This window comes from Kribbella swartbergensis, from assembly GCF_054784135.1.
The window spans coordinates 1-23,662 of record NZ_BAAGPM010000027.1; the positions used below are offsets into that span (position 1 = coordinate 1).

General features: G+C 68.7%; 26 protein-coding genes. 12 read left to right on the plus strand and 14 right to left on the minus strand.

Annotated features, from left to right (window positions below):
• Nucleotides 1–125 precede the first annotated feature (125 nt).
• Entirely contained in the window at nucleotides 126–1,406 is a 1,281-nt protein-coding gene (locus ACYVOK_RS26050; protein ID WP_460665169.1) for an MFS transporter, read from the minus strand.
• Nucleotides 1,407–1,650: 244 nt separating this feature from the next.
• On the opposite strand from ACYVOK_RS26050, the gene ACYVOK_RS26055 reads away from it, so the two are divergent.
• The 4 genes from ACYVOK_RS26055 to ACYVOK_RS26070 all read left to right on the plus strand — a co-directional run bounded on the left by ACYVOK_RS26055 (nucleotide 1,651) and on the right by ACYVOK_RS26070 (nucleotide 4,858).
• Nucleotides 1,651–2,529 carry an ABC transporter substrate-binding protein gene (locus ACYVOK_RS26055; protein ID WP_460665170.1) on the plus strand — a complete coding sequence of 293 codons (879 nt, stop codon included), beginning with the start codon at nucleotides 1,651–1,653 and terminating at the stop codon, nucleotides 2,527–2,529.
• Nucleotides 2,529–3,296, plus strand: coding sequence for an amino acid ABC transporter permease (locus ACYVOK_RS26060; RefSeq protein ID WP_460665171.1), 768 nt, complete (start codon nucleotides 2,529–2,531; stop codon nucleotides 3,294–3,296). The genes ACYVOK_RS26055 and ACYVOK_RS26060 overlap by 1 nt, the downstream gene beginning before the upstream one ends.
• Nucleotides 3,280–4,020, plus strand: a complete 741-nt coding sequence (locus tag ACYVOK_RS26065) for an amino acid ABC transporter ATP-binding protein (RefSeq protein WP_460665172.1) — start codon at nucleotides 3,280–3,282, stop codon at nucleotides 4,018–4,020. The genes ACYVOK_RS26060 and ACYVOK_RS26065 overlap by 17 nt, the downstream gene beginning before the upstream one ends.
• 112 nt (nucleotides 4,021–4,132) lie before the next feature.
• Nucleotides 4,133–4,858 carry a polysaccharide deacetylase family protein gene (locus tag ACYVOK_RS26070; protein WP_460665173.1) on the plus strand — a complete coding sequence of 242 codons (726 nt, stop codon included), beginning with the start codon at nucleotides 4,133–4,135 and terminating at the stop codon, nucleotides 4,856–4,858.
• On the opposite strand, the gene ACYVOK_RS26075 is transcribed toward ACYVOK_RS26070, so the two are convergent.
• Entirely contained in the window at nucleotides 4,855–5,646 is a 792-nt protein-coding gene (locus ACYVOK_RS26075; protein ID WP_460665174.1) for an HAD-IIA family hydrolase, read from the minus strand. The genes ACYVOK_RS26070 and ACYVOK_RS26075 overlap by 4 nt on opposite strands.
• Before the next feature lie 77 nt (nucleotides 5,647–5,723).
• Here ACYVOK_RS26075 and ACYVOK_RS26080 point away from each other — a divergent pair, with 77 nt between their 5' ends.
• Nucleotides 5,724–6,938: an MFS transporter gene (locus tag ACYVOK_RS26080; RefSeq protein WP_460665175.1), complete on the plus strand. Its 1,215-nt coding sequence runs from the start codon at nucleotides 5,724–5,726 to the stop codon at nucleotides 6,936–6,938.
• Here ACYVOK_RS26080 and rpe read toward each other — a convergent pair.
• The 8 genes from rpe to ACYVOK_RS26120 all read right to left on the minus strand — a co-directional run bounded on the left by rpe (nucleotide 6,906) and on the right by ACYVOK_RS26120 (nucleotide 13,307).
• Nucleotides 6,906–7,568, minus strand: coding sequence for a ribulose-phosphate 3-epimerase (gene rpe / locus ACYVOK_RS26085; RefSeq protein WP_460665176.1), 663 nt, complete (start codon nucleotides 7,566–7,568; stop codon nucleotides 6,906–6,908). The two genes, ACYVOK_RS26080 and rpe, sit on opposite strands and share 33 nt — an antisense overlap.
• Nucleotides 7,569–7,578: 10 nt before the next feature.
• Entirely contained in the window at nucleotides 7,579–8,307 is a 729-nt protein-coding gene (locus tag ACYVOK_RS26090; RefSeq protein ID WP_460665177.1) for a cobalt-precorrin-6A reductase, read from the minus strand.
• Entirely contained in the window at nucleotides 8,304–9,044 is a 741-nt protein-coding gene (gene cobM, locus ACYVOK_RS26095) for a precorrin-4 C(11)-methyltransferase (RefSeq protein WP_460665178.1), read from the minus strand. Before cobM ends, ACYVOK_RS26090 begins: the two co-directional genes overlap by 4 nt.
• A 100-nt stretch (nucleotides 9,045–9,144) precedes the next feature.
• Nucleotides 9,145–10,347: a precorrin-6y C5,15-methyltransferase (decarboxylating) subunit CbiE gene (gene cbiE, locus ACYVOK_RS26100; RefSeq protein WP_460665179.1), complete on the minus strand. Its 1,203-nt coding sequence runs from the start codon at nucleotides 10,345–10,347 to the stop codon at nucleotides 9,145–9,147.
• Nucleotides 10,340–10,720: a pyridoxamine 5'-phosphate oxidase family protein gene (locus ACYVOK_RS26105; protein ID WP_460665180.1), complete on the minus strand. Its 381-nt coding sequence runs from the start codon at nucleotides 10,718–10,720 to the stop codon at nucleotides 10,340–10,342. The genes cbiE and ACYVOK_RS26105 overlap by 8 nt, the downstream gene beginning before the upstream one ends.
• Nucleotides 10,721–10,804: 84 nt before the next feature.
• Entirely contained in the window at nucleotides 10,805–12,025 is a 1,221-nt protein-coding gene (locus ACYVOK_RS26110; protein WP_460665181.1) for an ABC transporter permease, read from the minus strand.
• Nucleotides 12,022–12,402, minus strand: coding sequence for a hypothetical protein (locus ACYVOK_RS26115; protein ID WP_460665182.1), 381 nt, complete (start codon nucleotides 12,400–12,402; stop codon nucleotides 12,022–12,024). Before ACYVOK_RS26115 ends, ACYVOK_RS26110 begins: the two co-directional genes overlap by 4 nt.
• Entirely contained in the window at nucleotides 12,399–13,307 is a 909-nt protein-coding gene (locus tag ACYVOK_RS26120) for an ABC transporter ATP-binding protein (RefSeq protein ID WP_460665183.1), read from the minus strand. Before ACYVOK_RS26120 ends, ACYVOK_RS26115 begins: the two co-directional genes overlap by 4 nt.
• A gap of 97 nt (nucleotides 13,308–13,404) precedes the next feature.
• On the opposite strand from ACYVOK_RS26120, the gene ACYVOK_RS26125 reads away from it, so the two are divergent.
• Nucleotides 13,405–13,908: a GbsR/MarR family transcriptional regulator gene (locus ACYVOK_RS26125; protein ID WP_460665184.1), complete on the plus strand. Its 504-nt coding sequence runs from the start codon at nucleotides 13,405–13,407 to the stop codon at nucleotides 13,906–13,908.
• A 42-nt stretch (nucleotides 13,909–13,950) separates the two neighbouring features.
• Here the strand turns inward: ACYVOK_RS26125 and ACYVOK_RS26130 are convergent, their stop codons facing one another.
• Nucleotides 13,951–15,813, minus strand: coding sequence for an alpha/beta fold hydrolase (locus ACYVOK_RS26130; RefSeq protein ID WP_460665185.1), 1,863 nt, complete (start codon nucleotides 15,811–15,813; stop codon nucleotides 13,951–13,953).
• 99 nt (nucleotides 15,814–15,912) lie between these two features.
• Nucleotides 15,913–16,596, minus strand: a complete 684-nt coding sequence (locus ACYVOK_RS26135) for an NBR1-Ig-like domain-containing protein (protein ID WP_460665186.1) — start codon at nucleotides 16,594–16,596, stop codon at nucleotides 15,913–15,915.
• Between the two features lie 108 nt (nucleotides 16,597–16,704).
• On the opposite strand from ACYVOK_RS26135, the gene ACYVOK_RS26140 reads away from it, so the two are divergent.
• A complete protein-coding gene (locus ACYVOK_RS26140) occupies nucleotides 16,705–17,400 on the plus strand; it encodes an SH3 domain-containing protein (protein ID WP_460665187.1) in 696 nt (231 codons plus the stop codon).
• A 40-nt stretch (nucleotides 17,401–17,440) separates the two neighbouring features.
• Here ACYVOK_RS26140 and ACYVOK_RS26145 read toward each other — a convergent pair whose 3' ends face one another.
• Nucleotides 17,441–18,163 (minus strand): alpha/beta fold hydrolase, encoded by a 723-nt coding sequence (locus ACYVOK_RS26145; RefSeq protein ID WP_460665188.1) that lies wholly within the window; start codon nucleotides 18,161–18,163, stop codon nucleotides 17,441–17,443.
• A 29-nt stretch (nucleotides 18,164–18,192) separates the two neighbouring features.
• Nucleotides 18,193–19,257, minus strand: coding sequence for a LacI family DNA-binding transcriptional regulator (locus tag ACYVOK_RS26150; RefSeq protein WP_460665189.1), 1,065 nt, complete (start codon nucleotides 19,255–19,257; stop codon nucleotides 18,193–18,195).
• A 217-nt stretch (nucleotides 19,258–19,474) separates the two neighbouring features.
• Between ACYVOK_RS26150 and ACYVOK_RS26155 the strand changes: the two genes are divergently transcribed.
• The 5 genes from ACYVOK_RS26155 to ACYVOK_RS26175 all read left to right on the plus strand — a co-directional run bounded on the left by ACYVOK_RS26155 (nucleotide 19,475) and on the right by ACYVOK_RS26175 (nucleotide 23,657).
• On the plus strand, nucleotides 19,475–19,621 hold the full coding sequence (locus ACYVOK_RS26155; RefSeq protein ID WP_460665190.1) for a hypothetical protein: 147 nt from the start codon (nucleotides 19,475–19,477) through the stop codon (nucleotides 19,619–19,621).
• A gap of 50 nt (nucleotides 19,622–19,671) precedes the next feature.
• Nucleotides 19,672–20,574 (plus strand): carbohydrate ABC transporter permease, encoded by a 903-nt coding sequence (locus ACYVOK_RS26160; protein ID WP_460665191.1) that lies wholly within the window; start codon nucleotides 19,672–19,674, stop codon nucleotides 20,572–20,574.
• A complete protein-coding gene (locus ACYVOK_RS26165; protein ID WP_460665192.1) occupies nucleotides 20,555–21,475 on the plus strand; it encodes a carbohydrate ABC transporter permease in 921 nt (306 codons plus the stop codon). The genes ACYVOK_RS26160 and ACYVOK_RS26165 overlap by 20 nt, the downstream gene beginning before the upstream one ends.
• 13 nt (nucleotides 21,476–21,488) lie before the next feature.
• The gene (locus ACYVOK_RS26170) at nucleotides 21,489–22,787 is read left to right on the plus strand and encodes an ABC transporter substrate-binding protein (protein WP_460665193.1); all 1,299 of its coding nucleotides are present in this window, start codon (nucleotides 21,489–21,491) and stop codon (nucleotides 22,785–22,787) included.
• 114 nt (nucleotides 22,788–22,901) lie between these two features.
• A complete protein-coding gene (locus ACYVOK_RS26175) occupies nucleotides 22,902–23,657 on the plus strand; it encodes an NPP1 family protein (protein ID WP_460665194.1) in 756 nt (251 codons plus the stop codon).
• Nucleotides 23,658–23,662 lie beyond the last annotated feature (5 nt).

The window sequence follows — 23,662 nt, forward strand, 5'->3', positions numbered from 1 at the left end:
TCCCACCCCCCGACACCCGCCCAACCCCCGGCACCGTCCCACCCCCCGACACCCGCCCAACCCCCGGCACCGTCCCACCCTCCCGATCGCCCGCCCAAGCCCCACCGCCAGCCCACTCCTAACTGCTATCCGGTCCCGGGCGGCTGTCGGGTCCCGGACTCCTGACCTCTCCCGGCCACCTGACCTGACTCTGGGGGCTCGCGGGTCTCGGGTATTTGGTCCGTGGCGGGGAGCCGGCGGGTCAGGGCCAGGGCGATCGCGGCGATCAGGCAGGCGCCCGCGACGGTCAGGATCAGGGGCCGGTAGCCGAACGCCTCGGCCAGCGCCGCCCCACCGAGCGGCCCGACCGCCTTGGCGATGGTGACCGGCGTCGTCAGGATGCCGGAGATGGTCCCGAACCCGTCGGCGCCGTACCGGTCGAGCAGAATCGCCGGGGTCGCGATCGACGACACCCCGAAGCCGAGCCCGAACAGCGTCAGGCACACCACCGCTCCGCCAACCTGCCGCCCGACCACCGGCAGCAGGGAGATCGCCACACCCTGGAGGCCGAGCACCACCGCGGTGATGGTGGCCATCGGCAACCACCGCGCCGCCACGCTGGTGACCAGCCGCCCGGTCACCGACAACAACCCGAGCAGCCCGGCCAGCGTCGCCGCGGTCGCCGGTGGGTGCCCGAGGCTGATGAGGTACAGCACCAGGTGAACCGAGATCACCGCGAGCGCCGCGCTGTGCACCAGGAACGCACCGGCCAGCAACCAGAACCCGGGATCCCGCAGCACCCGCCTCGGTGACCGGGCCTTCTGCTTGCCGGGTTCGGGCCGCGGCTTGGTCCGCCGTACGACGACGGCATGCAGCGGGATCGTGATGACTGCCAGGACGGCGGCAAGGATGACGAGCGTGTCTCGCCAGCCGTGCTCCTGGTTGAGGTACCCGGTCAGCGGAATGAAGATCGAACTGGCCAGCCCGCCCACCAGCGTGATCGACAGGATCGCGTTGGTGCGCGTCTCCGGCCGGGTGACCGCGACCACGACCGCGAACGCCGGCGGATACAGCACCATCGCCGACGCGATCCCGATCGCAACGAAGGCGCCGTACAACTGGACGCTGTTCTGGACCTGGGACCATCCGAGGACGGCGGCGGCCGCGAGGATCGAGCCGGTCGTCATCAGCCCGCGTCCGCCCCTGGCGTCGAGCCAGCGGCCGACCGGGACCGACATCAGGCCGGAGACGAGTACGGCGACGGTCGAGGCGCCGACCGCGGTGGTCGTAGAGATGCCGAGCTCTCGGCTCATCGGCCCGAGCAGCACGCTGAACGCGTACGTCAGCACGCCGTACCCGACGGTCGTCGTGATCGCGAGCGCCGCCACGACTCGCCCGCGTCGGCCGACGGCCGGGTTCGAATTCATCAATTGCAGTATTTCACTCGCGGCACCGGCGGCAACCGGGAACGGTCCAGCCGCTGGGACGGCGATCCGATGTGACGTACACCATGCGCCGTGGACGGACCCCCCGATATACCACAAGGCGGGTAGACATTTTGGGGGTGTCTCAGTGGGTGTCGGGGTGGAATGACCGGGGGTGGGGGTGGTGTTGGGTTTCGGAGGCGGGCGAATCCGTTCTGCCGTGAGCTACGTGTGTGAGGAGACAGTTGTGCGCGCCTTCAGCGCCTTTCGACGGGTTGTCGCGGTGGGAGCCGCCGTCACGCTGGCGGTCTCGATGGTTGCCTGCGGCAGCGATGACGAGCCGGCCGCGAGCGGTCCGGACCTGGGGCTGATCAAGCCGGGGACGTTGCGGATCGGGACGCTCACCGACGCGCCGCCGAACGTGTACGTGAAGGACGGCAAGTTCACCGGGTTCGACAACGACCTGATCACCGCGGTCGCGGCGAAGCTGAACCTGAAGCCGGAGTTCGTCGGCACCGACTTCTCCGCGCTGCTGTCGCAGGTGAACGGCGGCCAGTTCGACCTGGGCAGCTCGTCCATCACCGTCACCGAGGCCCGCAAGAAGACGGTTGCCTTCAGCAATGGGTACGACTTCGGCTACCTCGGCCTGAACACCACCAAGACGTCCGGCATCTCGTCGTTCGACCAGCTCCAGGGCAAGCGCGTGGTCGTCGTCCAGGGCACGGTCCAGGACGACTACGCCACGGGCAAGGGCCTCGACCCGGTCCGGGTGCCGAACTACAACGCCGCGCTCGGCCAACTCAAGGCCGGTACGGCGGACGCGTGGGTCTCACCGGCCGAGATCGGCGAGAAGATGGCCAAGGAGCAGGGCGGCGGCACGGTAATCCTGGCCGCCAAAGAACTGAGCGAAGCACCGATGGCGTTCGCGGTGGCGAAGAACAACGACGCGCTGCGCGAGGCGGTGAACAAGGCGCTCGACGAGGTGATCGCCGACGGCACCTGGACGAAGCTGGTCGAGCAGTACTACCCCGGCCGCGCGGTCCCGGCGAACTTCAAGCCGGGTAGCGGTTCGGTGAAGTTCACCCCGCCGTCGGCAGCCGCGAGCACCACCCCCGCCGCCGGCTGATGGACATCTGGTCCACGCTGAACGACACCTTCCTCGACTGGGAGTCGATGAAGGCGGTCCTGCCCGAGATGCTCAAGGTGGGACTGGTCAACACCCTCATCCTGGCGGCCGCCTCGGTCGTGCTGGGCACTCTGCTCGGCATGATCGTGGCGGTCCTCGCCTTGTCGAAGAAGCGCTGGCTGCGTTGGCCGGCGAAGGTCTACACCGACATCTTCCGCGGCCTGCCGGCGATCCTGACCATCCTGCTGATCGGGCAGGGCCTGTCGCCGATCACCCGGCACTGGTGGGGACCGAACCCGTACCCGCTCGGCATCCTCGCGCTGTCGCTGATCGCGGCGGCCTACATCGGCGAGATCTTCCGCTCCGGCATCCAGAGCGTGGAGAAGGGCCAGCTCGAGGCGGCCCGCGCGCTCGGGTTCACCTACACGGCCGGGATGCGGCTGGTCGTCATTCCGCAGGGGGTACGACGGGTGCTGCCGGCGCTGGTGAATCAGTTCATCGCGCTGGTGAAGGAGTCGAGTCTGGTCTACTTCCTCGGACTGCTCGCGAGTCAGCGGGAGCTGTTCCGGATCGGCCAGGACGCGGCCGCGACGAACGGGAACCTGTCGCCGTTGCTGCTGGCCGGGATCTTCTACCTGGTGATCACGGTGCCGCTGACCCACCTGGTGAACTACTTCGACAAGCGGCTGCGGGAGGGGCGTCCGACCGGCGAGTCGCCCAAGGAAGACGTCGTACTGGAGGAGCTGGCGCATGCAGACCACCGTTGAGGCCGCGAGTCTCGAGGTCGAAGGGGTCGAGCTCGCCTTCGGCAGCAACAAGGTGCTGCGGGGTGTCGATCTCGCGGTTGCGGCCGGGCGTACGGCGTGCGTCATCGGTCCGTCCGGATCGGGTAAGTCGACCTTGCTGCGGGCCATCAATCGGTTGATCGAGCCGGATGCCGGCGACGTCCGGCTGGCCGGAGAGTCGGTGCTGAAGAGCAATCCGGACGCGTTGCGGCGGCGGATCGGGATGGTGTTCCAGCACTTCAACCTGTTCCCGCACAAGACCGTGCTGGAGAACATCACGCTGCCGCTGCGCAAGATCAAGAAGCTCGGCCCGGACGAGGCGCGGGCCGCGGCCCTGCAGCAGCTCGAGCTGGTCGGATTGAGCAACAAGGCCGAAGCGCGACCGGGCACGCTGTCCGGTGGCCAGCAGCAGCGGGTCGCGATCGCGCGGGCGCTGGCGATGAAACCCGAGGTCATGCTGTTCGACGAGGCGACCTCGGCACTCGACCCGGAGCTGGTGAAGGGTGTTCTCGGCTTGATGGCGGATCTCGCGCAGGCCGGGATGACGATGGTCGTCGTGACCCACGAGATGGGGTTCGCGCGCGAGGTCGCGGACCAGGTCGCGTTCATGGACCACGGGGTCGTGGTGGAGTCCGGCGTACCGGAGCAGATCTTCACCGCGGCCGAGTCGCCGCGGCTGCAGCAGTTCCTGTCCCAGGTGCTGTAGGCGTCCGGTATGCGTTGATTGCTGACGCGGCAGCGGCGTGGCCACTGGCTTTTCGCCGGATCGTCCCGATCGTGGGGTGAGGAAGTGAGCCCACCACCGCCCTGGGGGACACATGGCTTTGACACGCTCCGGCAACCGCCTGGTCGGCTTGGCGATGATGATGGCGATCAGCGCCGTGATCGGCACGGTGGTGGTCGCGGCTGCCCGCACGCCCAGCCAGCCGCCTGCGGCCGCAACTCCGCCTCCCCCGTCGGCCGCGGCGCAGGTGGCGCTCCCCACGAAGTACGTCGTCCTGACCTTCGACGACGGGCCTGACCCCGTCTACACCCCGCAGATCCTCGACGTGCTGGCGAAGTACGACGCCAAGGCGACGTTCTTCGAGGTCGGCCGGAACGTGGTGAAACACCCGGCCCTGACCAAGCGGATCCACGCCGCCGGACACAGCGTGCAGAACCACACCTGGACCCATGCCGACCTCCGAACGCTCTCGGCGGCGGCGTTCCGCACGCAGATCCTGTCGACGGATCGTGCCATCAGCGCCCACACCGGCCAGGTTCCGCGCTGCCTCCGGCCGCCGTACGGCGGGTTCAACCCGGCCGTCACCCAGCGGGCGAAGGCCCTCGGCAAGGACCTGATCGTCTGGCACGTCGACTCGCGCGACTGGACCAAGCCCGGTACGGCGGCGATCGTGAAGCGGGTGCTCACCGGCGTACGCAACGGCTCGGTGATCCTGCTGCACGACGGCGGCGGCAACCGCAGTCAGACCGTGGCCGCGCTGCCCGCGATCCTGACCACCCTCAAGGCCCAGGGCTACGGCTTCCGGACCCTCACCTGCTAGGCGAGCGCCTCGACCAGTGGTACGACGTCGGCGATGGACTCCACGATCCGGGTCGGGCGGTACGGGAACCGGTCGACCTCGTGCTCGCTGGTCGAGCCGGACAGCACCAGCACGCTCCGCAGCCCGGCCTCCAGGCCGCTGATGATGTCGGTGTCCATCCGGTCGCCGATCATCACCGTGGTCTCGGAGTGCGCCTCGATCCGGTTCAGCGCGCTGCGCATCATCAGCGGGTTCGGTTTGCCGACGAAGTACGGCGCCACGCCGGTCGCGCGGGTGATCAGAGCGGCCACCGAACCGGTCGCGGGCAGCGGCCCCTCGGTCGACGGGCCGGTCGGGTCCGGGTTGGTGGCGAGGAACCGGGCGCCGTCGGAGATCAGCCGGATCGCCTTGGTGATCGCCTCGAACGAGTAGGTGCGGGTCTCCCCGAGGACGACGTAGTCCGGCGCCCGCTCGGTCAGCACGTACCCGATCTCGTGCAGGGCCGTGGTCAGGCCGGCTTCGCCGATCACGTACGCCGTACCGCCGGGGCGCTGGTCGTCGAGGAACTGGGCGGTGGCCAGGGCACTGGTCCAGATCGCGTGCTCGGGCACGTCGATGCCACCGGCAAGCAGTCGGGCTCTCAGGTCGCGCGGGGTGAAGATCGAGTTGTTGGTCAGCACCAGGAACCGCTTCCCGGACTTCTGCAGCGAGCCGATGAACTCACTCGCTCCGGGGATGGCGCGCTCCTCGTGCACCAGCACGCCGTCCATGTCCGTCAGCCAGCTCTCCACCGGCTTGTGCTCGGTCATCCACGCTCCTAGGTCGCCGACCGGCTCATGCTACCGAGCGCTCGAAACTGTCGGTGGCGGGAGTGAGAATGCCGCCCATGGAGCTTTCCGGGTATCGAGAGCTGTGGCGCACCCGCGGCGTGATGGCTCTGCTCTCCGCGTCACTGCTGGCGCGGCTCCCGGTGCTGGCCACGATGGTGCCGGTCGCGTTCCTGGCCAAGGACGTGGGCGGCTCGTTCCGCTGGGCCGGCATCGTCGCGGGTGCGTACTCGATCGGCATGGCGATCGCCGGTCCGCTGTGGGCCAGGACGGCCGACCGGCGCGGCGCCCGCGGGGTCCTCCTGGCGACCGGGTTGTCGTGGAGCGTCGCGCTCGCCGCGCTCGCCGCGCTCCCGGCCGGGCTCTACCGGCTGATGCCACTGCTGACCTTCCTCGCCGGCGCGCTGGTGCCGCCCGTGATGCAGACGCTGCGAGCAGCCTGGCCGAGAGTCGTCCACGGGCCCGCGCTCCGGACGGCGTACGCGGTGGACGCGACCGCGCAGGAGTTGTTGTTCATCGTCGGTCCGATGCTCGGGGCAACAGCGGTGAGCGTGGCGAGCCCACGCCTCGGCGTCCTCCTCGCCGCAGCGATGTCGGCCGCCTTCATCTGGTGGTACGCATTGCAGCAACCGCCGCCGGTCCAGCACGACGACGGGAGCGGGCCACGGCTGACCGCTCGTCAGCTCCTCTGGCACCGCCACCGGCTGCCGTTGATCCTGTCGTTCGGCCTGTGGGTGATGGCGTTCAACGGCATCTCGCTCGGCATCGTCGCGTTCGCGGACGAACACGGTGAGCGGTTGCTCGCGGGCATCATGGAGGCCGTCTGGGCCTTCGGCAGTCTCGTCGGCGGCGCGGTGGCCGGTGCGTTGCCGGGCCGTCGTACGTCGTACCTCTGGCGAAGGGCGGCCCTGGTCACGCTGGGCATGCTGCTGTGCGTGTTCGCGACCTGGTCGCCGGTGGCGCTGGGCATCGCTCTCACCGTGTCCGGCCTGACGCTGGCGCCCGCGATTGGGGCCTTGTACGAGCGTCTGGGCGCGCTGACTCCGGATACGGTGCGCACCGAGGTGTTCGGCTGGATGGGCAGCGCGGCGATGGGCGGAGCCGCGATCGGGGCAGCCGTGTCCGGCCAGGTCGTCGAAAGCTTCGGCGTTCGCTACGTCTGGCTGGTCGCCGCCGCGCTCGCGGCGGTGTCGTTCGGTCTGCTGCTCAGAGTCCCGCCGGAACAGCCCGCGGACAGCGTGTCAGCCCGTGGCCTGCTCGGCGAGGGTGCGTAGCTGCTCGACCATCGCGTTCGGGTCGTCGGCCGCGTAGACGGCCGAACCGGCGACGAAGACGTCGGCGCCCGCGTCGGCGCAGCGCTCGATGGTCTCCACCGAGACGCCGCCGTCGATCTGGACCCACAGGTCGAGGCCGTGCTTGTCGAGGAGCTGGCGGGTCCGGCGGATCTTCGGCACGCAGACGTCGAGGAACTTCTGGCCGCCGAAACCCGGTTCGACGGTCATGATCAGGATCATGTCGAGCTCGGTGAGCAGATCCTCGTACGGCTCGATCGGGGTGGCCGGCTTGAGCGCCATCGCGGCCCGGGCACCCTTGGCCCGGATCTCCCGCGCGGTGCGGATCGGCGCGCGGCACGCCTCCACGTGGAAGGTGACACTCGAGGCGCCGGCCTCGACGTACCCGGGCGCCCAGCGGTCCGGGTCCTCGATCATCAGGTGGCAGTCCAGCGGGGTGTCGGTCGCCTTCGCGAGCGACTCGACCACCGGCATGCCGAGCGTCAGGTTCGGCACGAAGTGGTTGTCCATCACGTCGACATGCAGCCAGTCGGCGTTCGACACGGCGGCCGCCTCGTCGGCGAGCCGGGCGAAGTCGGCGGACAGGATGCTCGGCGCGATCTGAATCCCCATGGGCGTCAATCTACCGACGGGCCTTGACCCACTCGACGACGCGGTCCACCGAGTTCACCGCCTCGGCACCGTCCGGCAGCGGCGGCCGCCGGATGAGGACGACCGGTACACCGAGTTGCCGCGCGGCGACGAGCTTCGCCGAGGTTTGTGGACCGCCGCTGTCCTTCGTCACCAGCACGTCGATCCTGTGTTCCCGCAACACGCTCAGCTCACCGGCCACGTCGTACGGGCCGCGGTCGAAGAGCAGTTCACACCAGGTAGGACGAGGCTCCGGTGGCTCCACGCAGCGGGCGAGCGTCCACAGGCCGGTGGTGGCGAAGACCTGCAGACCTTGGCGTCCAATGGTGAGGAAGACCCGGTTGCCGAGGGTCGGGAGCACGGCTGCCGCGGCCCCGGCGGTGTCCGTCCAGTGCCAGACGTCGCCCGGCTCGGGGGTCCAGCCCGGGCGCCGGAGGATGAGATGGGGCACACCGGCGGCTCGGGTTGCGGTGACAGCATTCGCGGTGATCGTGGCGGCGAAGGGATGGGTGGCGTCGACCACGGCGTCGACCGGATGTTCGCTGAGCCAGGCCGAGAGGCCCTCTGCGCCGCCGAACCCACCCGACCGCACCTGACCGGCTGGTTGCAGGGCCTCGGAGGTGCGCCCGGCCAGCGAGGAAACCACCTCGACCCCCATCGACAGCAGGAGGTCGGCAAGCTCCCGCGCCTCGCCCGTGCCGCCGAGCAGGAGGACCTTCATCGAGCCCGCGTGATGGAGTAGAGATGGCTGTCCCGGAACGCGGTCGCGGACAGGACCTTGCCGACGATGATGACCGCGGTACGGCGGATGTCCGCGGCCCGCACCTGGTCGGCGATGTCGGCGAGCGTGCCACGCAGAACCACCTCGTCGTCGCGGGACGCCCGGGCGACCACGGCGACCGGGCAGTCGGCGCCGTAGGACGGGGTGAGCTCGTCGACGACGCGGTCGATCGCCTGGACGGCAAGGTGCAGCACGATCGTGGACCGGCTGGCGCCGAGTGTGGTCAGGTCCTCGCCCGGCGGCATCGCGGATGCCCGGCCCGCGATCCGGGTGAGGATGACCGTCTGGCCGACCTCGGGCACGGTCAACTCCCGGCCCAGAGTGGCCGCGGCGGCGGCGTACGCGGGGACGCCCGGTGTCACGTCGTACGGGATGCCGAAGTCGTCGAGGCGGCGCATCTGCTCGGCCATCGCGCTGAACACCGACGGGTCGCCGGAGTGGAGCCTTGCGACGTCGAGTCCGTCGGCGTGGGCGGTGGCGAGTTCGGCGATGATCTGGTCGAGGTTCAGGTTCGCGGTGTCGACCTTGCGGGCGCCGGGCGGGCAGTGGTCGAGGAGTTCGACCGGGACCAGCGCGCCGGCGTACAGGCAGACCGGTGAGGACGCGATCAGGTCGCGGCCGCGGACGGTGATCAGATCGGCGGCACCGGGACCGGCGCCGATGAAGTGCACGGTCACGGGGCCTCCCGGTCTGGACTGAGGAGCGAAGCGACGAGGGAAGACCGGGAGCCACAGCCCCGTGACCGGCCGCGCGGCGGCGCGGCGTTCAGTAGTACCGTCACTTGGTCACGCTCCAGATCGTCACGGGCATGGCGGGGCGCCAGCCGGTCATCGTTCCGACCGGCGAGGCGCGCTGGACGTCGAGACGGATCAGGTCGCCGCCGAGCTCGCCGTACCAGCGGGCGATCAGGGTCTCGGTTTCCAGCGTCACGCCGTTCAGCACGAGCCGGCCGCCGGGTGCGAGGGCGTTCCAGCAGGTCTCGATCATGCCGGGTGCCGTCGCTCCCCCGCCGACGAAGATCGCGTCGGGCGTCTCCAGACCCTCCAGCGCGGCGGGCGCCTTGCCCAGCACGGTCCGCACAGCCACGCCGAGAGCGGACGAGTTGCGGTCGAGGCGTTTGGCCCGATCCGGGTCGCGTTCGATCGCGATCGCACGGCAGGTGGGGTGGTGACGTGACCACTCGATCGCGATGCTGCCGGCTCCGCCGCCGACGTCCCACAGCAACTGACCCGGCACCGGTGCGAGTCGTGAGAGCGTCACCGCCCGGACTTCACGCTTGGTGAGCTGGCCGTCGTTCTCGTAGGCGTCGTCAGGCAGTCCCGGCACTGTCGAGAGCAACGGGGCATCCGCATCCGCCTCGCACTGCACTCCGATCACGTTGAGGGCGTCAACGTCGTACGACCACTCTGCTGCTGGAGCGGTCCGCACACGCTCCGAGGGTCCACCGAGCTGTTCAAGCACAGTCACTGCGCTGGAGCCGTAGCCACGCGCGACCAACAGTCCGGCAACCTCTGCAGGTGTGTGAGCACCCCAACTCAGCACGACCAGCCGACGACCGGGCTGAATATGCGGGTGCACGAGTTCCACCGGCTGCCCAACCAGACTGATCACTTGCACCTGGTCCTGCGGCCAACCCAACCGCGCACACGCCAGCGAAACACTCGACGGGTGTGGGATCACCCGTACTGCGTCCACCCCCAGCAACCGCGTCAGCGTCGTACCGATGCCATGGAACGTCGGATCGCCGCTGGCAAGCACCACAACCTGCCGGCCACCGTGCGCCTCGAGCAACCCCGGCAAGGCCTCTGACAAAGGCGACGGCCAAGCAATGCGCTCCCCTGCGACGTCGTCGGGTACGAGCCCCAACTGCCGCGTGCTGCCCATCAGCACCTGTGCCGCCACCAGAGCCCTCTGCGCAACAGGTGACAGCCCCTCCCACCCGTCGGCTCCGATTCCCACCACCGTCACAGGCTCAGGCATTGCCGAGGACCTTTGTGATGGTGATCTCGATGACCACGCGCTGTGGGTTGACTCTTGGCTCCCTGTAACGCTTGGCATACCGCCGTACGGCGTCCGCGACGCGCTCCGGATCGTCGCTGACCACCGCACGACCCTCCAGCGTCGACCACCGCCGCCCGTCCACCTGTGTCACCGAGACCGATGCGACGCCGGCATTACGGATGGTCCGAGCCTTGTGCGACGTACCCGAGCAGATCACCCGCGCGAGCCCCGCCTCGACGTCCACCGTCACCCCGACCGGCGTGGAGTGCACCGTCCCGTCGGCCCGGACAGTGCTCAGCACACCCAGATGCCGCTCGGTCCAGAACTCCACCGACCCATCGCTCCAAGGCACCCCGTGATCGTAGACAGAGCGGCCCGCCCGGCGATCAGCCGGGCGGGCCCGGGGGTGGCGAAACCCTCAGCCGGCGCTGTTCTGTCAGCCGATGTCGCGGCGGCGGAAGGTGGCCAGTCCGGTGAGGGCCAGGGCCGCGGCGAGCGCGGTCAGCCAGATGACCGGGGTGGCGGAGAAGTCGCCGCCGGGCAGGCGTGGGGTGTGGCCGTAGGGGCTGAGGTTCGTCACGGCCTGCGGCAGGTCGAAGAGGGAGCCGAACTGGCCGATCAGCAGGAAGAGGCCGAACAGGACCCACGCGCCGGTGACCAGCTTGGGAGCCAGGCCGAACAGTACGACGACCAGTCCGGTGACCAACCAGATCGCGGGCAACTGTACGGCCGCGGCCGCAAGCAAGCGCGGCACCTGACGACCCATGTTGCCCAGCGACGCTCCACTCGAGATGCCGGACCCAAGCCCGGCAACCAGGATCAGTACGCCGGTGCCGAACAGGGCCATCAACATGTGGCTGCCCAGCCACTGCGCCCGCGTGACCCCGGTGGCAAGCAGCGGCTCGGCCCGCAGCGCGGTCTCCTCGGAGCGCAGCCGGAGTGCCGCCTGGATGCCGTACGCCGATGCCAGCAGGCCGACCATCCCCATCTCCGTCGACAGGAACGCGTCGGTGATGCCGTTGACGCCACCGAGCTTCTCCACCATCTCCTTCGCACTCTCACTCGTGACGAATCCGTCCACGTTGCTGGCGATGTTGCCGACCAGCAGACCGAGCAGAAGGAACGCAAAACCCCAGCCGTACAGGGAACCTCGGTGCAGCCGCCACGCCAGCGCAAGCGGCGACCGGAGCGTCGGCGACGCGGTAGCAGGGCCTGGTCGCGGCCGTACCAACCCCGCACCGACGTCACGCCGCCGGATCAGCGCCAGCGCACCAGCGACCAGTACGACCATGAACACGATCGGCAGCAGCAGTACGACGTACCGATCGCCGGCGTACGCACGGACCTGCTGTGACCAGCCGATCGGAGACAGCCACGACACCCACTCGGACTTGCCGTCGGTGGAGGAGTCACCGATGGCCCGCAGTACGTACGAAACACCCAGGACGATCGCCGTGAACCCGTTCGCCGCCCGAGCACCCTCCGTCAGCTGCGCCGTCACCGCAGCCACACCCGCAAAGGACAAACCAGCCGCCGCCCACTGCAGTCCGAAGGCGAACGAGCCCGCCGCAGGCAATCCGACACCGATCAGCGACAGCGCGGTCAGCAGGCCCAACACCACAACGGTCGCCGACGCCACGATCAGTGCCGCGGTCACAGCGGCGTACCGGCCGAGGACTCCGGCGCTGAGCAACTCGAGCCGCCCGGTCTCCTCCTCGGTCCGGGTGTGCCGTACGACGAGGATCGCGCCAGCAACCCGACCAGCGCCGCACCGAACGCGGTCAGCTTGAACAGCGACAGCTCACCGAGCGAGGTCTCGTCGAAGATCCGGCCGTACAACGACACCAGCGCCGGCGACGAGTTCGACGTACGGGCCGCCTCGACCCGGGACTCGACGTCCGGGTAGAGCTCGATCGACGCCTGGGCCGACCCGGCCGCCATCGTCACGAACACCAGGATCCAGACCGGGATCAGGATCCGGTCCCGGCGCAGCGCCAGCCGGACCAGGGTTGCGGTACCGACGAAGTCAGTCATCGCGCGGCCGCCATCGGCTCGACTTCTTCCTCGTAGTGCCGCAGGAACAGCTCCTCCAGCGTGGGCGGCTGCGCGACCAGGCTCTTGATCCCGCTCGCGGACAACTGCCGCATCACCGCATCCAGCTCCGCGGTGTCCACCTCGCACCGCACCCGGTTGCCTTCGACATCGAGGTCGTGGACCCCGGGCAGTGACGCCAGCCCGTTCGGGGAAGCGGCCAGCTCGGCGTGGATCGACGTCCGGGTGAGGTGGCGCAGGTCCGCCAGCGTCCCGGACTCGACCACCTTGCCGCGCCGGATGATGCTGATCCGGTCACACAAGGCCTCGACCTCGGACAGGATGTGACTCGACAGCAGCACGGTGCGGTCGCGCCGCCGCTCCTCCTCGATGCACTGCCGGAACACCTCCTCCATCAGCGGGTCCAGGCCGGACGTCGGCTCGTCCAGGATCAGCAGCTCGACATCACTCGCCAAGGCCGCGACCAGCGCGACCTTCTGCCGATTGCCCTTCGAGTAGGTCCGGCCCTTCTTGGTCGGATCCAGGTCGAACCGGCGCAGCAGGTCGTCCCGCTTCTTCGGGTCGAGGCCGCCGCGGAGCCGGCCGAGCAGGTCGATCACCTCGCCGCCGGTCAGGTTCGGCCACAGGTTCACATCACCCGGGACGTAGGCGAGCCGGCGGTGCAGCTTGGCCGCGTCGCGCCAGGGGTCGCCGCCGAGCAGCGAGACGTCACCGGCGTCGCCGCGCAGCAGCCCGAGCAGGACCCGGATGGTGGTGGACTTCCCGGCGCCGTTCGGGCCGAGGAAGCCGTGCACCTCACCAGTCGCGACGTCCAGGTCGAGACCGTCGAGGGCGTGCGTACTTCCGTACGACTTGTGCAGTCCAGAGACCACGATGGCTGATGTCATGATTCATAACGTACACTTCATTCAGAAGATTGTGAATCTTACTAACACGCTTCTCACACAGCCGGTGGTTCGGTCACGGAGAGGAGATGATGGGGCGGTGAGTGCACAACGAGACGACGAAGCCGTCAAGCGGTACGCCGAACAGTTCGGCAACCAACTGGCCGATACGGGCTGGCCGCGGATGGCCGCCCGCGTCTTCGCCGCCATCCTGGCCAGCGAGGAGGGGCGGATGACCGCCGCCGAACTGTCCGAGCGCCTGCAGGCCAGCCCCGCCGCCGTGTCCGGGGCGGTCAACTACCTGCTCCAGTTGCGACTGGCCAGCCGGGAGCGGGAGCCCGGCAGCCGGCGCGACGTGTACGTGGTCCAGGACGACTTCTGGTACCAGAGCATGATGCGCCAGGACCAGGCGCTGAGCCGCTGGTCCGACTCGCTCAACCAGGTCCTCGCCGCCGCCGGCGAGGGCACCGCCGCGCACCGCCGGATCCGCGCCTCCCTGGGCTTCATCGAGTTCATCGAGGAGGAGGTCCAGGGCCTCAGCGAACGCTGGGTCAAACGCAAAGCCGAAATCGACGCCACCCTCGACGCCGAATACGGCAAGTGAAAGGGCCCGGCGGAGGTTCCGCCGGGCCCCTTCGGCGGCCGGTCAGCGCAGGGTGCCGGCGGCTACTGTGTCGAGGGCTTGCTGGAGGAGGGGGTTGAGTTTGTGGTTGCCGGGCTTCGACTTCGGGAGGCGTACGGCGTTGCCGTCGACGGGGCCGTCGACCGGGTAGACGGACAGTTCCGCCGGGAGCGGTGACGTGCCGCAGACCTGGTTCTTGCCGGGGAGTTCGCCGGTGAAGACGTAGGTGTCACCGATCGCCTCGGCGCAGGACGAGGCCGAGCCGACGTACTGGCCGTGCTGGCCCTCGTCGTCGATGCCCACGAACCGGGTCGCCCGGGCGGTGTCCTTGTGGGTCCGCAAGGCGCCTTCGTACGCCGTCGCCGGGTCGAGCTCGCTCTGGATCATCAGCATCCGCGGCGAGCCCTTGAGGTCGAGCTTGCGGTCCTGCGGCTCGTACGGCCAGAAGGCGCAGAACGGTACGCCGTTCATGTAGCCGAAGAAGTCGTACTTGCGGGCCATCCGGTCCGCCTCGCGCAGGTAGAACCGCGGGTCGCTGTTCCACTTGGTGTCGTTGCAGCGGACCGTCGTACCGATCGAACCGAGGTTGACCACGGCGTCACCGCGCGACTTGGCCGCGGCCGCGCGGGCGTCGGCCAGGATGGACCGGGTCGAGTCGATCCGCAGGGCCGCCGCGGTGGTGGAGGCGGCCGGCGTCACGCCGTACCGGGCCCGCATCGCGGCGAGGGTCTCGAACGCCTGCAGCTCCGGCGAGATCCGCGCCCAGGCACGGTCGACGTGGCGCAACTCGATCTGGCCGGACTCCGACGGGTCCTTCAGGTACTCGTCGTGGATCAGGATGTCGAGCGTCGCCCGGATGAACCGGACGTTGCCGTACTGCGTGCTGTAGATGATGCCGTCGAGGTCGTCACCGCGCACCGCCGACGTACCGGCCTTCACCCGGGCGACCAGGCCGGCCCGGATCCCGTTGTACTTCGCCCGCACCTCGGTGAACGTGCCACCGAGGCCGTCGATCTGGTCGGCGTGCCGGGCGATCCACGGGAACAGCTGGGTGTCGCGGCGGCGCTGACCGGAGAACGGGTCGAAGTTCACGTTCTCCCACTGGGTGTGGGTCCAGTCCATGTTCGAGTCGAGCACGAACCGGCCGACCTTCGACGGATAAGTGTCGGCGTACCAGCCGCCGAGCCAGGTGCCGTAGCTGTAGCCGATGAAGTTCAGCTGGCGCGCCTTGAACAGGGCCCGGAGGAACTCCATGTCGTACACGGTCTGCTGGCTGCTGACGAACTGACCGAACTCGGTCGCCGAGCACGCGTCGGCGTACAGCTTGGCCTCGGCCACCTCGACCTGGTGGGTCAGCCGGGTGCGCTCCTTGTAGTCCGGGGTGGACGGCAGCGCGTTCAGCTTCTCTGTCGTGGTCAGGCACTGCAGCCGGGTGCTCTGGCCGAACCCGCGCGGGTCGAAGCCGAGCAGGTCGAAGTCACTGAACAGCTGGGGCTTCTCGACCCCCAGCGAGGCCGACAGGGTCAGGCCGGCGCCACCCGGTCCACCCGGGTTGGTCGTCATCAGGCCCTTCGACGTACCGGTGGCCCTGCTGTAGGCGATGGCGACCTCGACGTCGGGGTGCGCGTCCGGGTTGGCCCAGTCCATCGGGACCTTCACCTTCGCGCAGTTCGTGGTCGGCGCCTGCGGGTACAAGTTCTTGACCGCGGCGTCGAACGAGCAGACCGACCAGGTGATCGGCTGGTCGAGGTACTTCTGGGGGATGGACGGGACCGGCGGATCCACCGGACCTTTGGCCGCGGGCGCCGCCGAGGCCGAGCTGATGGCCATCTGGGGTACGACGAGTGCCGTCGCCAGGGCCAGAGCGATCTTGGGAAGTCTGGTCACGCTGCCAACTCCTGTGTGTCCGGGCGGGTTCAGGAGACAGCAACCTATTCCGGATCAGGGCGTCAAGAACACCCACCAAAGGAAGATCAAGGGCAATCCCTAGAGTTCGTAGACGGTGAAGATCGTGCAGTACATCGGCGGCGACTCCAGGCCGGGGTAGTACAGGCGCCCGGCATCGTCGGTGATCTTGAAGTACGCCGTCGACGCCCCGACCTGTGACGGCGCCTGCAGCGTCATCGACACCGTCACGATCTCCCCGGGTACGGCGTCCGGCAGCGGAGCGCGATGTGGTGACCTCAGCCACCCCGGCGTACCGGCGGCGCCCTGCCTGGTCAGCCAGCGACCGCGCCAGGGCCGCTCACCGCTGTTGCGGATCTCCCAGGTCTTCTCGAACTCCTCGTCCCGGCACACCCGCGTCCCGTCCGGAATCGTCTCCCCGACCAGCTCGGCCCGATCCTCCGGGTGGTGGTCGATGGGCACGGACCCACCGAGCAGCACCGGTTGGACGTGCCGACGCATGTCCCGCAGCGTCATGTCCCGTCCGGCCCGTACGGCGGCCTCCAGCTCCGTCAGCTGGTTGACCAAGGCCTGTCCGGCGCCGAACGAGGCGTCGTACCACTCGATCAGCTCGCGGCTGGGTTTGGTGTGACCGCGCTCGACCCGGGACAGGTGGCCCTTGTCCCAGCCGGACTGCGCGGCCGCGCGCGACAGCGGTACGCCGGCCGCCTCCCGGAGCTCACGCATCCGGCAGCCGATCACAAAACGAGCCTGTGCTGGCCTCACGGCGCACTCCCGGATCGAATCGTTGCCTACTGCGACAACACCGTAACTCTCTGATTCTCTGAAAGTCAGTGCCAGTTCGCCACCAACTGAGCGAAAAGGACCGACATCATGCGTACCGCCCTCCTGCGCATCACCGCCCGACTCACCGCGATCACCCTGCTCGGCACCGGCGCCCTGGTCGGCACGGGCACCCTGCCCGCGAACGCCGCCACCGGCACCGTCGTCACCGACTCCGGCGCCGGCGTGACCATCCGGTCCGGCAACGCCACCAGCTTCGGCGCCGTCGGGACCCAGCCGAACGGCCCGGTCGAGATCGACTGCCAGATCTACGGCGAGCCGGTGACCGGCAAGTTCGGCCGCAGCCTGATCTGGGACCACATCCCCGGCAAGGGGTTCATCTCCGACGCGTACGTCGACACCGGCAGCTCCGGCCTGGTCGCGCCGCTGTGCACCAGCAACCCGCGCGCCGACAAGGCGATCGCCTGGTACTCGGCCCGCAACGGCTCGACGGCGTTCCAGGGGTACTGCGAGATGGCCGCCGAGAACTCCTACGGCAAGACCGGGATCTACGCCTCCGCCAAGGCCAACTGGAACGACGCCGTCAACCGCGGCGCAGCCCACCGCGGCGACCTGAACCCGCCGAAGGGCGCCCTGGTCTTCTGGGACATCGCCGCACCCTACGGCCACGTCGGCGTCGCCCGCGGCGACGGGTACTTCTGGGCCACCAGCGTCAACGGCCGGATCGGCCTGGCCAAACTCCCCTACTACTCCAACTACCTCGGCTGGGCCTGGCCGAACTTCTGACCCCTCGAACTTTCGAGCACCCGGACGCGCGTTCCGCCCCTCACGCGTCCGGGTGCTCGATTCTGTCCAGCCAGTCGGCCACCAGGGCGAGGTAGACGGCCAGGCTCCGGACCGGCAGTTCATGACCCTCGTGGTCCAGCACGACGTAGGTGGCCCGAGGGTAGTCGTCGAGGATCGACCAGGCGTCCGCGTAGCCGGTCATGGTGTCCTGGCGACCGGTCACAATCAGCGTCGGGCCCTCGAAGCGCGCAGCCGGGTCCTCGCGCAGCGAATAGGTGGAGACACCTGCCTGGATCCGTCCGAGGAAGGCCCGGTCCGCCTGCGCCTCGGCGACGTCGTAGTACTTGCCCTGCTTCTCGTACCACTCGGGGGACTTGCTCACCTCTTCCGTGGGGAGGGTCCGCCGGGCACGATCCACCACGATGCCGGGGACCCGGAGCAGCAGACCGAGGATGCGGGACGGGTCGCGCTTGACGATGCCCCGCGAGTGCAGGCCGCCGGCCGACGTACCGGCCAGGGCGAACCGCTCGGCGCCGACGACCTCGTCGATCAGCTCGACGATGGCCGCGAGCATCCCGTCCTGGTCGACGATCCCGGGCGCCGAGGGCGACTTCCCCGTTCCCGGCGGATCGACGTAGATCCGCCGCCAGCCGTTGCGTTCCGCGAACACGGGCTCGTGGATGTCGCGCCCCTCGCCGGCGTCGCCACCCCAGCCGGGCAGGAAGACGATCGGCCGTCCGTCACCGAAGGATTCGTAGTACACGCGGCGACCATAGTCACTGCCGGTCGCGATCAGCGTGGCTTTCTCTTCCGGGCAGAATCCGGCGGCCGCTCACCCGAGCCGCGCTGGATCAGCGCGCAGGGCAACACGGTCCGCTGCGGCGGCCGGGTGTCGGCACCTGAGGCACGGTCGAGCAACAACTGAGCCGCTGTGCGACCCAGCGCCGCGATGTCGGAGGCAACGACCGTCACCGGCGTCGGCAGCATGTCGGCAAGCCGGAAGTCGTCGAATCCGACCACGGCCGGCTCCTTCCCCACCGCCGCCAGCGCCCGCAACACACCCTCGGTGAGGAAGTTCGTCGAGGCGAACACCGCGGTCGGCGGATCGGGGCGCACCATCAGATCGAGCGTCGCCTTCTCCGCGGCCTCGGCGTTGCCTTCCGGCAGTTGGACGACGAGCGACTCGTCGACCTCGACCCCCGCCGACCGATGCGCCCGGCGGTACCCGCGCAACCGCCGTCCGGTCGTGTAGTACGACGGCGCCAGCAGGATCGCGATCCGCTCATGACCCTGCTCGAGCAGGTGCTCGGTCGCGAGCCGGCCGCCGCCCTCGTTGTCGACCATCACGATGTCGGCCTCGATGCCGTGCGCCGGCCGGTCGACGAACACCACCGGTACGCCGGCGCCGGCGAGGAACGAGTGGTCGCCCTGATCCGGCACGATCATCAACCCGGCGACCTGACGGCTGACCAGTTCCTGGATCGCCCGCTTCTCCCCCTCCGGGTCCTCGTCGACACTGCCGAGGACGACGGCGAACCCGGACTGCCCGGCCACCTCGAGCGATGCCTTCGCGATCGTCGCGTAGAACGGGTTGGTCAGGTCACCGAGCACCAGGGCGAGACTCGACGACTTCTTGCCCGGCCGCAGCGCCCGGGCAACCTCGTTGCGCTGGAAGCCGAGCTCGGCGATCGCGGTCCGGACCCGTTGGGCGGTCTCCTCCCGGACACCGTGCCCGCCGTTCACCACCCGCGACACCGTGCCGAGACCCACCCCGGCCCGGCGGGCCACGTCGATCATCGTCGGGCGGCTCGCCTCGGGCGGTATCGGCCCGGAGAGGGTTGGAAACGTTTCGGACACGGGGTTGACTTCCTTTTCACGACACGGCATCGTCACCCAACAGTAAATCTTGGAAACGTTACCGTCCAGGAGGCCCGATGAATACTTCGTCGAGCGCAGCGGGGGAAGCAATCAGCACCGCCCCAGCGCGGCGAGGCAAGCGATGAGCAGACTTCGAGCGCAGCCAGCGAAGCCGACGAACCCAGCGCGAGCGCAGCGAGCCGAGCCGACGAACAAGGTGCGAGCGCAGCCAGCGAAGCCGACGCGCAAGGTGCGGGCGCAGCGGGCCGAGCCGACGAACAAGGGCACGCTGGTCGCCTCGACCGTGCACTTCGCGAACCGGTACTGCAACGAGATGGTGCGAGCGCAGCGAGCGGTGCTGTGAGCCGAGGCGCTCGGAGTGGGCTGCACCGGACGCGCCGGAGTGGTGGCGGGATGAGCCGCAACGCGGGCTCCGACACCAAGGCGGCGTACCTGTTCATCGCCCCGGCGATCATCGGGTTCACCGTCTTCGTGGTGTATCCGCTGATTCGCTCCTTCTACCTGTCGCTGACCAGGTACAACGGCCTGACCGACCCGGTGTTCGTTGGCCTGGGCAACTTTCGCCGGCTGTTCACGGTCGATCCGGCGTTCTGGCCGTCGCTGCGGGCGACGGCGTACCTGGTCATCCTCTACGTGCCGTTGTCGCTGATCCTCGGGCTGGCGCTGGCGATGTTCTGCAACCAGCGGTTCGCCGGCGTGCGGATCGTCCGCACCCTCGCCTACCTGCCGGTGGTCCTGCCCGTCGTCGCGACGATCACGCTGTGGAAGTTCATCCTCAACCCGCAGGTCGGCCTGCTGAACACGATCCTGGACCGGCTCGGCCTGCCGACCAGCCTGTGGCTGCAGAGTCCGACGATGGCGATGCCGTCGATCGTGCTGGTGATGCTGTGGGGTGTCGGCGGGACGATGATCATCTTCCTCGCCGCACTGCAGGCGGTGCCGACCGAGCTCTACGAGGCGGCCCGGGTCGACGGGGCGGGCCCGTCGTCGGTGTTCTTCCGGATCACGCTGCCGATGATCAGCCCGATCATGCTGCTCCAGGTGATCCTGCAGACCACGGCCGCGCTGCAGACGTTCAACCAGCCGAAGATCCTCACCGGCGGCGGACCCGGCTTCAGCACCAACGTGCTGATGCTGGCGATCTACAACAACGGCTTCTCCAACCTCGGCCGGGTCCCGCAACTCGGGTACGCGTCCGCGCAGGTGTGGGTGCTGTTCGTGGTGATCATCGCCGTGATCGCCTTGACCGCGAAGTTCTCCTCGCTCTGGACCTACAGTGACAACACTCCCGACTGAAACCGCCGCCCCGCTGGTCCCGACGACGACGGACCAGCCGGCGCCCCGCCCGCCCAAGAAGCCTCGCGTCGTCGGTACGACGGCGTGGTACGTGACCGCGTTGTTCATCTGCTCGGTGATGATCGTCCCGCTGCTGTGGATGATCACGATCGGCCTGAAGAGCAAGACGGCGGTGTTCGAAGTACCGCCGAAACTGCTCCCGACCGAGTGGAACTGGAGCAACTTCGTCGACGGCCCGCAGGCCATCCACTTCCCGCGGCTGCTGTTCAACTCCACCGTCATCACCGTGCTGAGCGTGCTCGGCGGAGTAATGACATCGATGATGGCCGGGTACGCGCTGGCGCGGTTGCGGTTCCCGGGCCGCAAGGTGTGGTTCTACCTGTTCGTCGGCAGCATGCTGCTGCCTGGTGTGGTCGGCCTGATCCCGTTGTTCCAGCTGTACAAGAGCATCGGGTGGTACGACACCTGGCTGCCGCTGATCGTGCCGGCGTTCTTCGGCGGCAACCCGCTGTTCATCTTCCTGGCCCGGCAGTACTTCCTGGCCATCCCGTACTCGATCGACGAGGCGGCCAAGATCGACGGCGCCGGGCACTTCCGGATCTTCACCCAGGTGATGCTGCCGCTGACCCGTCCGGCCTGGATCACGATGGCGATCCTGGCGTTCCAGGCGTCCTGGAACGACTTCCTCAATCCGCTGGTCTACCTGTACTCCTCCGAGAAGTGGCCGTTGTCGGTCGGGATGGCGTCGTTCATCTCGTCGTTCGCGGGCCAGACCCCGGACTGGAGCTACTACATGGCCACCAACCTGCTCTACATGCTGCCGCCGCTGATCATCTTCTTCGCCGCGCAGCGCTACTTCATCCAGGGGCTCGGCGCTCTCGGCAGCACGAACCAGAAATAGAGGGGATCCTCCAGTGAAACGCACCTACCTCGCGACCACCTTGGCGTGTGCCGGGTTGCTGACGGCAACGGCCTGCAGCGGTTCGGACTCCGGCGGTACGGCGGACGGCCCGGTCACCGTGACCGTGATGACGTGGGAGTCGGTCCAGACGAACGCGGCGATCAAGAAGGCGCTGGCCGAGTTCAAGGACGACAACATCAAGGTCGAACTGCTCGAGACCCCGAGCGGCAACTACGGCGACAAGCTCGCGTCGCTGACCCAGGCGAAGAAACTGCCGGACCTGTTCTGGTGCGGCAACGACACCGAGCAGCAGTACACCAGCCAGGGTCTGCTGGTCGACTGGACCGAGAAGATCCAGAACGGCGACGGCGACTTCAAGGCCGACAAGTTCGTCCCGTCCGCGATCGAGAACTGGAAGACGGCCGACGGCCAGATGGGCGGCCTGCCGTCGCTGATGAACGTCTCGGGTGTCTGGTACAACGCGGACGCGTTCAAGGCCGCGGGTCTGCCGGAGCCGAAGGCCGGCTGGACGTGGGACGAGATGTACGCCGCCGCCGCGAAACTGACCGGCAAGAACGGAGCGAAGTACGGCCTGGTGGCGGACCAGCTCACGTCGCTGGACGGTCCGTTCACGATGAGCACGTACGCCGTCTCGGCCGGCGGAGCGCCGTTCACCGACAACGTCAACCACCCGACCAAGGTCGAGGCCGACGCCAAGTTCACCGAGGGCGTGCAGAAGCTGGCCGACGCGATCAAGGCCGGCCATGTGGCACCGCCCGGGTACGACGCCTCGAACGTGCAGGGCCTGTTCGCCGCCGGCAAGGTGCCGATGATGTTCGGCGGGCAGTGGCTGGCCTCCGGGTTCCAGACCGACAAGCCGAAGGTCAAGTACGGCTTCGCGCCGCTCCCCCAGGTCGACAGTCCGGCGACCCTGTACGACGCGGTCGGCGTGTGCACCCCGTCGTACACGAAGGACCAGGACGCGACGTACAAGGTGCTGCAGTTCATCAACACCGACGTGTGGAACGCCGTACTCCCGGCGTCCCCGGTGGCGCCGCCGGCGTACACCCCGGCGCAGGCGAGCTACTTCGACGCGCTGACCAAGGCGCAGCAGCCGACCGTGGTCGAGACGGTGAAGGCCGGACTGGCCGCGGAGAAGACGGTCGGCGTCCGGTTCACCACACAGTGGGCGCAGCAGGTCTCCGACCTGACCACGGCGTACTACCAGCCGATCCTGAGCGGCAAGAAGCCGATCTCCGAACTGCAGCCGTACGTCGGCAAGGTCAACGACCTGATCAAACAAGGCGGCTGAGCTTCACCTGAAGGCTTTACAGAGTTAAGAAAGGCAGTAGATCCTGGGCGGGCGCGTCATTCCGCCCCGAATGACCCTCGTCGCGCCGGGGGTCGCCCCGCCCAGGAGGCCGCTGTGAAGTTTCGCCGGATCTCGCTGAGTCTGGTCGGCGCACTCGTGCTGACCGTTGCCTTTCCCTCCGTCGCGCTGGCCGCTCCACCACCGGCGCTGCCGGCCAACGCGGACGGTCTCGAGCAGACGTTCCAGCCGGCGTACGACTACGACACCGACGGCTGCTATCCCACTCCCGCGATCGGTCCCGACGGCACGGTCGCGCCCGGGCTGGCGCTCGGCGGCGACGTCAACGGTCAGTGCCGGGATGCGTGGGACCTCGACAACACCAACGGGTACGCGCGCTACAAGTGCAACAACGGGTGGTGCGCGATCATCTACGGGCTCTACTTCGAGAAGGACCAGGCCGCGCTCGGTCCGGGGTCGGCCGGGCATCGGCACGACTGGGAGCACGTGGTGGTGTGGGTGCAGAACAACACGGCGCAGTACGTGTCGACGTCGGCGCACGGGCAGTTCGCCAAGTACCCGGCGTCGCAGGTGCGCTGGGACGGGACGCACCCGAAGATCGTGTACCACAAGGACGGCATCAGCACGCACACGTTCCGGATCGCCAACGCGAACGACGAGCCGCCGGAGAACCACTACCACTTCTGGCAGTTCCCCGACCTGGTCGGCTGGAACGGTTACCCACCCGGCATCCGCGACACCCTCACCAACGCCAACTTCGGCTCCGCCGTCTTCGGCCTCAAAAACGGCAACTTCGAATCCCACCTGTCCGCCGCCAAACCGTCCGGAATCCCCTTCGACCCCTACGGCTGATACGT